This is a genomic window from Thalassobaculum sp., assembly GCF_040219615.1.
In the GTDB taxonomy this organism is placed as follows: Bacteria; Pseudomonadota; Alphaproteobacteria; order Thalassobaculales; family Thalassobaculaceae; genus Thalassobaculum_A.
The window spans coordinates 23,228-35,094 of the sequence record NZ_JAVJSE010000017.1; the positions used below are offsets into that span (position 1 = coordinate 23,228).

At 71.1% G+C, this 11,867-nt stretch carries 14 protein-coding genes; 3 read left to right on the forward strand and 11 right to left on the reverse strand.

The genetic code is table 11. The features are described 5' to 3' along the window. The first annotated feature begins 66 nt into the window (after positions 1 to 66). On the forward strand, positions 67 to 1,269 hold the full coding sequence (locus tag RIC31_RS11480; RefSeq protein ID WP_350106938.1) for an MFS transporter: 1,203 nt from the start codon (positions 67 to 69) through the stop codon (positions 1,267 to 1,269). 46 nt (positions 1,270 to 1,315) lie between these two features. Beyond that, a complete protein-coding gene (locus RIC31_RS11485) occupies positions 1,316 to 1,744 on the forward strand; it encodes a CBS domain-containing protein (RefSeq protein WP_350106941.1) in 429 nt (142 codons plus the stop codon). A 6-nt stretch (positions 1,745 to 1,750) separates the two neighbouring features. Here RIC31_RS11485 and kynA read toward each other — a convergent pair whose 3' ends face one another. Next, on the reverse strand, positions 1,751 to 2,587 hold the full coding sequence (gene kynA, locus RIC31_RS11490; protein ID WP_350106945.1) for a tryptophan 2,3-dioxygenase: 837 nt from the start codon (positions 2,585 to 2,587) through the stop codon (positions 1,751 to 1,753). Further along, positions 2,584 to 3,777, reverse strand: coding sequence for a kynureninase (gene kynU / locus RIC31_RS11495; RefSeq protein WP_350106948.1), 1,194 nt, complete (start codon positions 3,775 to 3,777; stop codon positions 2,584 to 2,586). Before kynU ends, kynA begins: the two co-directional genes overlap by 4 nt. Positions 3,778 to 3,911: 134 nt before the next feature. Here kynU and RIC31_RS11500 point away from each other — a divergent pair, with 134 nt between their 5' ends. Next, a complete protein-coding gene (locus RIC31_RS11500; RefSeq protein WP_350106951.1) occupies positions 3,912 to 4,745 on the forward strand; it encodes a hormone-sensitive lipase in 834 nt (277 codons plus the stop codon). A 22-nt stretch (positions 4,746 to 4,767) separates the two neighbouring features. Here the strand turns inward: RIC31_RS11500 and RIC31_RS11505 are convergent, their stop codons facing one another. The 9 genes from RIC31_RS11505 to RIC31_RS11545 form a co-directional block, all read right to left on the reverse strand. Then, positions 4,768 to 5,472 carry a carbonic anhydrase gene (locus tag RIC31_RS11505; protein WP_350106954.1) on the reverse strand — a complete coding sequence of 235 codons (705 nt, stop codon included), beginning with the start codon at positions 5,470 to 5,472 and terminating at the stop codon, positions 4,768 to 4,770. A gap of 207 nt (positions 5,473 to 5,679) precedes the next feature. Then, positions 5,680 to 6,309, reverse strand: a complete 630-nt coding sequence (gene ureG / locus RIC31_RS11510) for an urease accessory protein UreG (RefSeq protein ID WP_350106957.1) — start codon at positions 6,307 to 6,309, stop codon at positions 5,680 to 5,682. A gap of 16 nt (positions 6,310 to 6,325) precedes the next feature. Then, complete coding sequence (locus tag RIC31_RS11515) at positions 6,326 to 7,120, reverse strand: urease accessory protein UreF (RefSeq protein ID WP_350106960.1); 795 nt, start codon at positions 7,118 to 7,120, stop codon at positions 6,326 to 6,328. After that, positions 7,005 to 7,559 carry an urease accessory protein UreE gene (locus RIC31_RS11520; protein ID WP_350106963.1) on the reverse strand — a complete coding sequence of 185 codons (555 nt, stop codon included), beginning with the start codon at positions 7,557 to 7,559 and terminating at the stop codon, positions 7,005 to 7,007. The genes RIC31_RS11515 and RIC31_RS11520 overlap by 116 nt, the downstream gene beginning before the upstream one ends. Before the next feature lie 201 nt (positions 7,560 to 7,760). After that, positions 7,761 to 9,806: an urease subunit alpha gene (gene ureC / locus RIC31_RS11525; RefSeq protein WP_350106966.1), complete on the reverse strand. Its 2,046-nt coding sequence runs from the start codon at positions 9,804 to 9,806 to the stop codon at positions 7,761 to 7,763. Between the two features lie 12 nt (positions 9,807 to 9,818). Then, positions 9,819 to 10,121, reverse strand: a complete 303-nt coding sequence (locus RIC31_RS11530; RefSeq protein ID WP_350106969.1) for an urease subunit gamma — start codon at positions 10,119 to 10,121, stop codon at positions 9,819 to 9,821. Positions 10,122 to 10,220: 99 nt separating this feature from the next. Further along, on the reverse strand, positions 10,221 to 11,066 hold the full coding sequence (locus tag RIC31_RS11535; RefSeq protein ID WP_350106972.1) for an urease accessory protein UreD: 846 nt from the start codon (positions 11,064 to 11,066) through the stop codon (positions 10,221 to 10,223). A 38-nt stretch (positions 11,067 to 11,104) separates the two neighbouring features. After that, positions 11,105 to 11,491: a type II toxin-antitoxin system VapC family toxin gene (locus RIC31_RS11540; RefSeq protein WP_350106975.1), complete on the reverse strand. Its 387-nt coding sequence runs from the start codon at positions 11,489 to 11,491 to the stop codon at positions 11,105 to 11,107. After that, on the reverse strand, positions 11,488 to 11,733 hold the full coding sequence (locus RIC31_RS11545) for a type II toxin-antitoxin system Phd/YefM family antitoxin (RefSeq protein WP_350106978.1): 246 nt from the start codon (positions 11,731 to 11,733) through the stop codon (positions 11,488 to 11,490). Before RIC31_RS11545 ends, RIC31_RS11540 begins: the two co-directional genes overlap by 4 nt. Positions 11,734 to 11,867: the final 134 nt, after the last annotated feature.

Sequence of the window (11,867 nt, forward strand, 5' to 3'; positions counted from 1 at the left end):
CGGCGTTCCCCTCCGGGTCGTCAGCCGGTACCATGCTGCGGACACGGGAACCGGGGAGGTCCCCGCATGCGGTTGTCCCGCGATGCCCTGCCGTCCGTGCTGATCGCGACCGCCGTGCAGGTGGTGGTGGCCCTGGCCATGGCCTCGGTCCAGGTGTCGGCGCCGACCATCGCCCACAGCCTCGGTATCGCGGTCGGCTGGATCGGACCGTTCGTCGCCCTCTGCTATGCCGTGGCCATGCCGGTCTCCCTGCTGGCAGGCAGCTTCGTGCTGCAATACGGGGCGATCCGCGGCGGCCAGGTCTGCCTGGCGGCGGCCGGCAGCGCGGCCCTGCTGTTCGCCACCGGCTCGCCGCCGGCGATGCTGGCCTCGGCGCTCGGCTACGGCATCGCGCTCGGGCTGTCGGTACCGGCCGGCAGCCAGCTGATCGCCCGTCACGCCGGCAGCCGCGAGCTGCCGCTGGCGATGTCGCTCGGCCAGTCCGGCATGAGCATCGGGCGGCTGGCGACCGGGCTGATCGTGCCGACCCTGGTGCTTGCGGGCGGCTGGACCGGCATGCTCGCCGCCTGGGCGGCGCTGGCCGTACTCCTGGCCCTGGCGCTCGAGCGCTGGCGCCCGCGGCTCGATCCCAGCACCCCGAAGTTCCACAGGGTGGCCCGGCGCGGTCTCGCCGAGCCGCTGACCCTGATCCGCGACAACCCGGAACTGCGGCGCCTGACCTTCGCAGCGATCGTGTTCGCCAGCGCCCAGCTCTCACTGGTCGTCTACCTGGTCGCCTACATGCACGATGTCGCCGGGCTGACCCTGGTGGCCGCCGGAATGGCCTTCGCCGCCGCCCAGAGCGCTGGCATCGCCAACCGCCTGCTGCTCGGCGGCGTCGCCACGGCCAGCGGGCGGCCGCGACTGATCCTCGGCCTGCTGGGCTTCGGGATGGCGATGGGGCTGGCCGGCGCGGCCACCCTGTCGCCCGGCTGGCCGACCGCGATGGTGCTGCTCGGCGCCGCGGTGCTCGGCAGCGTCGCGATGAGCTGGAACGGGCTGCTGTTCGCCGAGGTGGTGCGGGCGGCCGGGGTCCGGCAGGCCGCGACCGCCACCGGCGCCGTCTCCTTCGTCACCTTCATCGGCCTCGCGACCGGCCCCGGCACCTTCGGGCTGCTGCTGGCGCTCGGCCACGACTACGCGACCGGCTTCCTGGTGTTCGCGGCCCTGGTGACCGTCGCCAGCGCCGTCGTCATGCCGAAGCCGCGGGTCGCACCGGAGGCGACCTGAACCGAGGCGACCGGAGCAACCGGCCAACCGAGCCAGGGAGAGTGCCATGCCCCAGACCATCATTCCCGACGCCGTCAGCCAGCAGTCGCTGGTCACCGTCCACCCGGGCGACAGCGTGCGCGCCGTCGTCCACCTGATGACCAAGCGCCACATCGGCGCGGTGCCCGTGGTCGACGCCGACGGCGCCCTGGTCGGCATCTTCACCGAGCGCGACGTGATGTGCCGGGTGGTCGACCGCGACCTGGACGCGCACACAACCACGGTCGGGCAGGTCATGACCGCGTCGCCGACCGTCGCCACGCCGGACTGGCCGGTGCTGAAGGCCCTGGAGCACATGGCCGATGCCGGCTACCGGCACCTGCCGGTGGTCGAGAACGGCAAGCTGATGGCGATCGTGTCGATCCGCGACCTCTACGCCTCGGTCACCGGCAAGCTCGAGGACGACATCCTGGCGCTGTCCGGGTCGGTGATGTAGCCGGCCTCACAGCACCGTGCGGACGCGCCAGAGCTCCGGGAACAGCTCGACCTCTAGCATGCGGCGCAGATAGCTGACACCGCCGGTCCCGCCGGTACCGCGCTTGAAGCCGATGATCCGCTCGACCGTGGTCACGTGGTTGAACCGCCAGCGCCGGAAATAGTCCTCCAGGTCGACCAGCTTCTCGGCCAGCTGGTAGAGGTCCCAGCGGGCGTTCGGATCCTCGTAGACCACGCGCCACGCCTCGACCACGCCGTCGTCGGCGGCATACGGGGCGCCGACGTCGCGGCCCAGCACCGTCTCGGGCACGGCGATGCCGTTGCGGGCCAGCAACCGGATCGCCTCGTCATACAGGCTGGGCCGCGCCAGCTCGGCCGCCAGGCGCGCGTGGATCTCCGGGCGATGGGCGTGCGGCCGCAGCATGGCCCGGTTTCGGTTGCCCAGCAGGTACTCGATCTCGCGGTACTGGTGGGACTGGAAGCCGGAGGACTGCCCCAGGTCGGACCGGAACCGGGTGTACTCGCTGGGGGTCATGGTGCGCAGCACGTCCCAGGCGCCGTTCAGCTGCTCGAAGATCCGCGACACCCGGCTCAACATCTTGAAGGCCGGCTGCAGGTCGCCGCCGGCGATCGCCGCCCGCGCCGCGACCAGCTCATGGATCGCCAGCCGCATCCACAGCTCCGAGGTCTGGTGCTGGATGATGAACAGCATCTCGTCATGGGCCGACGACAGCAGGGTCTGGGCGCCGAGGATCTGGTCGAGACGCAGGTAGTCGCCGTAGGACATGCGGCCGTCGAACGACATCTGCGCGCCCTCGGCGGCGGGATCGTAGGGCCCGGTCACGTCACCGCACTCCGCTGGCGATACTCCGGCCGGTCCCAGAGCCGACCGGCCACGACCTCCTCCAGGATCGCCGCCGCGGCCAGCACCTCGGCCTCGCCGACATACAGCGGGGTGAAGCCGAAGCGCATGGTCCGGGGCGCCCGGAAGTCGCCGATCACGCCGCGCGCGATCAGTGCCTGCATGGCGGCGTAGCCCTCGTCGAACAGGAACGACACCTGGCTGCCGCGCTCCCGGCCGTCCCGCGGACTGGCCAACTGGAGCCCGGGGCAGCGCCGCTCGACCTCGGCGATGAACAGGTCGCCGAGCGCGATCGAGGCCCGGCGGAGATCGGCCATGTCGACCCCGTCCCAGCAGTCGAGCGCGGCCTCCAGCGCCGCCAGGGCGATCACCGGCGGGGTGCCGACCCGCATCCGCTCGATCCGTTCGCCGGCGCGATAGTCCAGGTCGAAGGCGAAAGGGGCCTCATGCCCCATCCAGCCCGACAGCGCCGGCCGGGCGGCCTCCAGGTGCTCGGGCGCCACGTAGATGAAGGCCGGCGCCCCCGGACCGCCGTTCAGATACTTGTAGGTGCAGCCGGCCGCGAAGTCGGCGCCGGCGCCGGCCAGGTCGACCGGCAGCGCGCCGGCGGAATGCGCCAGGTCCCAGACCGTCAGCGCGCCGGCGGCGTGGGCCCGGGCGGTCAGCGCGGCCATGTCGTGCAGCCGTCCGGTGCGGTAGTCGACCTCGGTCAGCATCAGCACCGCGACACTGTCGTCGATCGCCGCCTCGACCTCCTGCGGCTCGACCAGCCGCAGTTCGTGCCCGCGGCCGAGCGAGTCGATCAGGCCGGACGCCATGTACAGGTCGGTCGGGAAGTTGCCGGTATCGGACAGGATCACGCGGCGGTCCGGGCGCATGTCGAGCGCCGCCGCCAGCGCCTGGTAGACCTTGATCGACAGGGTGTCGCCGGTGGTCACGGTCCCGGCGGGCGCGCCGATCAGCCGGCCGATCCGGTCGCCGACCCGGCTCGGCTGGGCCATCCAGCCGCAGTCGTTCCAGCCGCGGATCAGCCGCTCGCCCCATTCCTTCGCCATCATGTCGGCGACCCGCGCCTGGGCGGCCCTGGGCAGCGGGCCGAGCGAGTTGCCGTCGAGGTAGATGATCCCCTCCGGTATGTGGAACAGTTCGCGGGTCTTCGCGAAATCGGTCATGGCGCGGCCAGCCTCCCTGCCACCGTCGAGGGTGCATCAACGATCCGGGGACGCCGAAAAAACTTCAAGCTTAAAATATATCGGCTCTAGACTTCACCCGGCCGCTGCCGGCCGGACGCCCACCGGAGGCCCGCATGATACAGGACTGGGACGACGCCTACGCCAATTCCCCGCGCATTCCCGGCGCCGCCGACTACCCGCCGAAATGGGCACGGGACGCAGCCGGCTTCCGTCAGGCCATGACCGGCTCCGACCGCGCGGAACTCGACATCCCCTACGGCGCCGGGCCGCGCGATCGCCTGGACCTGTTCCGCCCCGTGGGCGCGGCCAAGGGCCTCGCGGTGTTCGTCCACGGCGGCTACTGGATGGCATTCGACAAGTCGAGCTGGTCACATCTGGCGGCCGGTGCCGTCGCCCGCGGCTGGGCAGTCGCGATGCCCAGCTACACGCTCTGCCCGGAGGCGCGCATCTCAGAGATCACCCGCCAGGTCGGCAAGGCGGTCGCGGCGGCGGCCGACCGGATCGCCGGGCCGATCCGCCTCGCAGGGCATTCGGCCGGCGGCCATCTGGTCACCCGCATGGCCTGCACGGACGGGCCGATGCCGGAGCCCCTGCGGGCCCGGCTGGCGCGGGTCGCATCGATCAGCGGCCTGCACGACCTGCGGCCCCTAATGCGCACGCGGATGAACGCGACGCTGCGGCTCGACGCCGCCGAGGCGGAGGCCGAGAGCGCCGCGCTGCGGGAGCCGCTACCGGGCCTGGACCTGCTCTGCTGGGTGGGCGCCGACGAACGGCCGGAGTTCCGGCGCCAGAACGCCCTGCTGGCCAATATATGGGCCGGCCTGGGGGCCCGGACGGCGGCCGTCGAGGCCGCCGGCCGACACCACTTCGACGTCATCGCGGACCTCTCGGATCCCGACTCGCCTTTGGTCGAGGCCTGGGTCGGCGGCAGCGCGGCATCGGCATGACGACGCACCGCCGCCTAGGGGTTCACACCATGTTCACCTTGCCGGTGGCGATGTCGTAGACCCCGCCGACCACCTTCACCTTGCCGTCGGCGACGAGCTTCGAGACGATCGGCCCCGCCGACTGCAGTCCTGCCACGTTGTGCCGCACGTTCTCGATCGTCGCCGCCGCCAGAAGGTCCGCCGGCTTGCTGGCGATCGCCGCCTTGATCCCAGGGCGCAGCGCGTCCACCAGCCCGGGCAGATGGCCGGGAAGCTGGACGTCGTCCTGCACGACCTTGATGGTCGCGTCGATGGCGCCGCAGCCGGAATGCCCCAGCACCATGATCAGCGGAACGCCCAGGAACTTCACGCCGTACTCCAGGCTCGCCAGACTGTCGTCGTTGACGAAGTTGCCGGCGACCCGGGTGACGAACAGTTCGCCGGGCGCCTGATCGAACAGCAGTTCGGGCGACACCCGGGAATCGGCGCAGCTGACGATAGCCGCGATCGGGAACTGGGCCTGGGCCCGCGCCGCGCGCCCGGCCGAGAAGTCCTTATTCGCCGGGTCGTTGGCGGCGTAGCGCGCGTTGCCGGCCACGATTCGCTCAAGCGCGGCGTCCGGCGAGATGGCGTTCGGCGCCGCCGCCTGGGCCGCTGTCGGCATGGCCGCCAGTCGTGCCCCGGCCACGGCACCGGCGAGCGCGAGCCCGCCTCCAAGCAGCCGACGCCGGGAAAGCTTCGAGTTCATCTCGCACAATCGGCACATAACCACCTCCATTGAATGGACGACCGTCTCCCCACGTGGGAGATGCGATCTGTCCGAAAAACAGCACGCAAGAATCGTCACTGTCGGTACAGGAGAGACGGAAAAATAAACTTAAGTCAGTGAACTCGTTCACATAGCAAAATTCACGAGGACTATTTCAGTACGACGAAGGCCGGCCTCGACCCCGGCTTAACCGACCCCGCCAGCCCGGCGGATGAATCCGGCGATCTCGGCGACGCCTTGGCCGACCTTCAGGTTGGTGAAGATGAACGGCCGCTCGCCACGCATGCGCTTCGCGTCGGTCTCCATCACGCCGAGGTCGGCGCCGACCAGCGGCGCCAGGTCGATCTTGTTGATCACCAGCAGGTCCGAGCGGGTGATGCCGGGCCCGCCCTTGCGCGGGATCTTCTCGCCGGCGGCCACGTCGATCACATAGATCGTCAGGTCCGCCAGTTCCGGGCTGAAGGTGGCGGCCAGGTTGTCGCCGCCGCTCTCGATGAAGCAGATCTCGGCCTGCGGGAACAGCGCCTGCATGCGGGCGACGGCCGCCAGGTTGATCGAGGCGTCCTCGCGGATCGCGGTGTGCGGGCAGCCGCCGGTCTCGACGCCCATGATCCGCTCCTCCGGCAGCGCGCCGGCGCGCACCAGGATGCGGCGGTCCTCGTCGGTGTAGATGTCGTTGGTCACCACCACCAGCTCGTGCTCGCCGCGCATGTGCTTGCACAGCGCCTCGACCAGCGCGGTCTTGCCGGAGCCGACCGGCCCGCCGATCCCGACCCTGAGCGGCCCGGTGGCTGTCATGTCCAACGCTTCGCTCATGTCTCTTCCCTGTCTTTCAGGACCGGAACAACCGGGTGTGCTGGGTCTCGTGGCGCATCGAGCACCAGTCGAGCATCGGGGTGGCGGCGCCCAGGTCGTCCGGACCCGCCGCCTCGGCCGCCGCCGCGACCGCCAGGATGACCGGCTCCAGCGCCGCCGTCACGCGCTGACCGTCGGTCTGGCCGATCACCGACAGCCGGATCGCCGCCGACACCTGGTTGGCGACCACCGCGTGCAGGAACAGCCGGAGGGTCGGCGCCAGGGCCACGCCATGCGCCGCCGAGGCCGCCCCGACCGCCACCGGCAGCGCCGGCTCGACGCCGGCCAGCGCGGTCGCCACGCGGTCCAGCCGGTCGTCGGGCCAGGCCGCAGCCACGGTCCGCAGATAGGCCGCGCCCTGCACGACGGTCTCCTGCGCCAGTTCGGCCGTGCCCTTCAGCACGGCCGCCAGTTCGGCGGTCTCGACCAGGGCCGCATCGTCGGCGCCCGCGACCGCCCGCCAGGCCCGCGCCGCCAGCACCGCGTCCTGGCGCGGCGGCCCGGTCTCGACGACCGTCCGGAGCCATGTCGCCAGCCCCTCCCGGCCGACCACCAGCCCGTCCTCCACCGCCCATTCCAGCCCGGTCGAATAGGCGAAGGCTCCCACCGGAAAGGATGGCGACAGCCAGGCGGCCAGCTTCAGCAGGCCGGCCGGGTCAATGGTGGTGGTCGTCATTCGCCCCCGGGCCATGATGGTGGTCGTGGCCGCCGTGGTGGTGGATGCGCCCGCCATGGCCGCCATGGACATGCCCATGGTCGTGATGATGGGCACCGGCATGCTCGCCATAGGCGCCGCCTTCCGGCTGGAACGCCCGCTCGACCCGCAGCAGCTGCGCGCCGAGGCCTTCCAGCATGGCCTCGATCACATGGTCGGGCCGGATCCGCAGCACGCCGTCGGCGATCTCGGTCGCCAAGTGCCGGTTTCCGAGGTGCCAGGCCAGCCGGGCCAGCGCATGGGCGTCGGCGGCGCGGATCTCGACCAGTGGCTCCGGTCTGGCCCGGACCGTCAGCCAGCCGCCGTCTTCCAGCCGCAGCCCGTCGCCGTCGGCCATCGCCACCGCCTTGGCCAAGTCCAGCAGCACCTCGCGGCCGCTGTCGCAGTGCAGGACCATGCGGCGGCGGAACCGGGCGTCGTAGTCGAGGGTGACCGCGTCCGCGGCCTGGCCGGCCGGCCAGCGCCCGGCGGCGACATGCTCGACGGCGCGGATCATGGGGTGACTCCGGTGCCAATGCCCATCGCACCATGGGTTCCGGCTCCGTCCCGCCGACGGCGGGCCGGTCCGGAATGACGACAGGAGAGATAGAGTCTCCCATCCCCTGCCTCGTCATTCCGGACGACCGCGCCTCGGCGCGATCGATCCGGAAACCACTCGCCCGCGGAACGCATGACCAACTCGTGCATCGCTCTCCCCTCAGAACAGGAAGTAACGCTGCGCCATCGCCACCACCTTGGCGGGCTCGCAGGTCAGCACCCGGCCGTCGGCGGTGACGGTGTAGGTCTCCGGGTCGACGGTGATCTTCGGCAGGTGGTCGTTCAGCCGCATCGAGCGCTTGGAGATGCCGCCGCGGGTGTTGCGCACCGCCACGGTCTCCTTGGCCAGCCCGTACTGGCCGCGCACGTCGCGCTCGGCCGCCGCCTGGCTGACGAAGCTGACCGAGCCGGCGCCCAGCGCCTTGCCGAGGCTGCCGAACATCGGGCGCGAATGCACCGGCTGCGGGGTCGGGATCGAGGCGTTCGGGTCGCCCATCATGGCGGTGGCGATCAGCCCGCCGACCAGCACCAGGTCCGGCTTGACCCCGAAGAACGCCGGCGACCAGAGCACCAGGTCGGCGCGCTTGCCGACCTCGATCGAGCCGACCTCGTGGCTCACGCCCTGGGCGATCGCCGGGTTGATCGTGTACTTGGCGACGTAGCGGCGGGCGCGCAGGTTGTCGTTGTCGCCGGTCTCGCCGGCCAGCCGGCCGAACTGCTTCTTCATCTTGTCGGCGGTCTGCCAGGTGCGGATCAGCACCTCGCCGACCCGGCCCATGGCCTGGCTGTCGGAGGCCATGATCGAGAACGCGCCGAGGTCGTGCAGGATGTCCTCGGCGGCGATCGTCTCCTTGCGGATCCGGCTCTCGGCGAACGCCACGTCCTCGGGGATGCGCGGATCGAGGTGGTGGCAGACCATCAGCATGTCGAGATGCTCGTCCACCGTGTTGACGGTGAACGGCCGGGTCGGGTTGGTCGACGACGGCAGCACATTGGCCTCGCCGCAGACCTTGATGATGTCGGGCGCGTGACCGCCGCCCGCACCCTCGGTGTGGAAGGCGTGGATGGTGCGGCCCTTGAACGCCGCCACCGAATGCTCGACGAAGCCGGACTCGTTCAGGGTGTCTGTGTGGATCATCACCTGCACGTCCATCTCGTCGGCCACCGACAGGCAGCAGTCGATGGCGGCCGGCGTCGTGCCCCAGTCCTCGTGCAGCTTCAGCCCGCAGGCCCCGGCGGCGATCTGCTCCTCCAGGCCGCGCGGCAGGGCCGCGTTGCCCTTGCCGAAGAAGCCGAGGTTGATCGGGATGCCGTCGGCCGCCTGCAGCATCCGCATCAGGTTCCACGGGCCCGGCGTGCAGGTGGTGGCGTTGGTGCCGGTCGCCGGGCCGGTGCCGCCGCCCATCATGGTGGTCACGCCCGACGCCAGGGCGTCGTCGACCTGCTGCGGGCAGATGAAGTGGATGTGCACGTCGAGCCCGCCGGCGGTCAGGATCTTGCCCTCGCCGGCCAGCGCCTCGGTGCCCGGGCCGATGACGATGTCGACACCAGGCTGGACGTCCGGGTTGCCGGCCTTGCCGATGCCGACGATGCGGCCGTCGCGGACCCCGATGTCGGCCTTGAACACGCCGGTGTGGTCGAGGACCGTGGCGTTGGTGATGACCAGGTCGACGGCGCCGTCGGCGCGGCTGGCCTGGCTCTGGCCCATGCCGTCGCGGATCACCTTGCCGCCGCCGAACTTCACCTCCTCGCCGTAGGTCGTAAAGTCCTTCTCGACCTCGATGAACAGCTCGGTGTCGGCCAGCCGGACCTTGTCGCCGACGGTCGGGCCGAACATCCCGGCATAGGCGGCCCGCGCCATCATGCGCGGGGCCGCGTTGCCCTGGCCCTTCGCCACCGCCGGCAGCGCGCCCATGACCTTCTGGTTGAAGCCGTAGACCGAGCGGCCGCCGAGATAGGGGACCAGGGTCACCTCGCGGGTCTGGCCGGGCTCGAAGCGCACCGCCGTGCCGGCCGGGATGTCGAGCCGGCGGCCGGTCGCCAGCTCCCGGTCGAAGTCCAGCGCCGGGTTGGTCTCGGCGAAGTGGTAGTGGCTGCCGACCTGGACCGGCCGGTCGCCGGTGTTGGCGACGGTCACGATGACGCGGTCGGCGCCGGCATTCAGCTCGATCTCGCCGTCGGCGGGGATCAGTTCGCCTGGGATCATGGCAGCCCTCCGTCAGCGAATGGGTTCGTGAACGGTGACCAGCTTGGTCCCGTCCGGGAACGTCGCCTCGACCTGCACCTCGTGCAGCATCTCGGCGATGCCCTCCATGACCTGCGACCGGGCGATCACCGCGGCACCGGCCTCCATCAGGTCGGCGACCGAGCGTCCGTCGCGCGCGCCCTCGACCACCGTGTCGGTGATCAGCGCCACCGCCTCCGGATAGTTCAGCTTCACGCCGCGCTCCAGGCGCCGGCGCGCCACCATCGCCGCCATGGCGATCAGCAGCTTGTCCTTCTCCCGCGGGGTGAGCTGCATGGCCCCCTCCTCATCCTGCGCCCGTCACACGCGCCCGGGCGCCAGCGTGGCGTCCCGCGGCCGTGGCGTCGAGCTTTTCTTGCACTGCACAATTGCGCGTCAGATTGCCCAGATCGTGGGCATTCGCGCCGGCCGGCCGAGCCGTGTCGACCGCAGCGTCATCCAGCTGCTCGCGACCAGCCGGCGGGCCAGCGCCGGATCGGCGGCCAGGATCCGCACGAGCAGCAGATCGGGCCGGACCGCTGTGACCCCGGCCCGCACCGTCGCTTCGGCGACCAGAACCGGGCGCAGCGCCTCGACCGCGGTTCCGGCATTCGGCGCCGCCAGCAGCAAGGTGCTGTAGGACCGGGCACCGCCGAACCCGGCCGGCGCGTCCAGCGAGGACAGCACCTCGCCGGCCAGGCCCAGGTCGTCGGCCCAGGCCAGCCGGCCGCCGACCCGCAGCCGGATCCGGTCCCGCAGCATCCCCGACGCGAACACCTCGCCGCGCGCCAGCCGGCCCAGCACCAGGGTCTCGCTGTACAGCAGCGCGCCGCCGGCCGCGACGTCGAGGGTGGTGGTCCGGTCGAGCCGGGCGCCGTCGAACAGGATGGTCCCGGCCGACAGCCACTCCAGCGTGCCGCCGGCCGCGACCGACAGGCCGACCGTCATGGTCGCGGTGGCGCCGTCGGAGCGGTAGATCTTCTCGGCCGCCTGGGTGGTGGCGAACAGGCTCTCGCCGGCGCCGACCGCCACCTCGGCCGAGAGCCGGTCGCCGCCGACCACGCCGCCGGCGACGTTGCCGACCACCACGCTGCGCGGCTCGCCCTGTTCCGGATAGGGCCGGAACAGCCGCATCGGCGGAGTCTGCCGCAGCCCGTCGATGCGCCCCTCGGCGACGCTGAATCGCAGAGCCCCGTCGTAGCGCTCGAGAACCGGGGCGATGGGGTGGAGACCGTCGTTCAAGCCCGATCCTTCGGTTTCGGTTCCGCGCACGCCGCCAGCTATAGCAGTCGGACCGGCCCTGGGTATCGCGCCAGGACCGCATCGACCGTCAGCAGCGTCACCGCTTCGACGAGCGCCTGGGCGACCAGCATCCGGTCGAACGGGTCCCGGTGTATCGCCGGCAGGGCGACGACCTGAACCGCGTGCGTTCCCAGGATCGGTACCTCCTCGTAGCCGTTGTCGCGCAGCCCTCGACGCAACAGGCCGGGATCGACCCGGAAGTCGGCACGGCCCAGCCCGCTCTTGATCGCAACCTCCCACAGGCTCGCGACACTGAACAGCGGCTCGTTCGCCGGGTCCAGCAGCAGCGCCCGGGCCTCGGTCGGCAGGCGGTCCGGCTCGCCGGCGGCCCAGAGCAGGACATGGGTGTCGAGCAGCAGCTTCAACCGTCGCCCTCGAACTGCGCCTCGATCTCGCCCTGTCCCATGCGGTCGAAGTCGTCCGGGACCACGAACTGTCCGGCCATGAATCCGAGGCGCCGGATCTCGCCCGGAGACGGACCGTCGAGCGCGACGACCTTGACGATCGGCCGGCCGGCCTTGGCGATGACGAACGGCTCGCCCTTCGCCGCCTGCTCGACCAGCCGGGACAGATGCGTCTTGGCGTCGTGGATGTTGAACTGGCGCATGGATCGACTCATGAACTAAGTTTAATTAGTTTAGTTTATTAAAGGACCCGCTTCAAGCCGCCCACGCTCCCTCACGGCCTGTTGTCTTCCCGCGAGCGGTGTCCCCCGGTTACGACTGGCGGCACGCAAAGGAG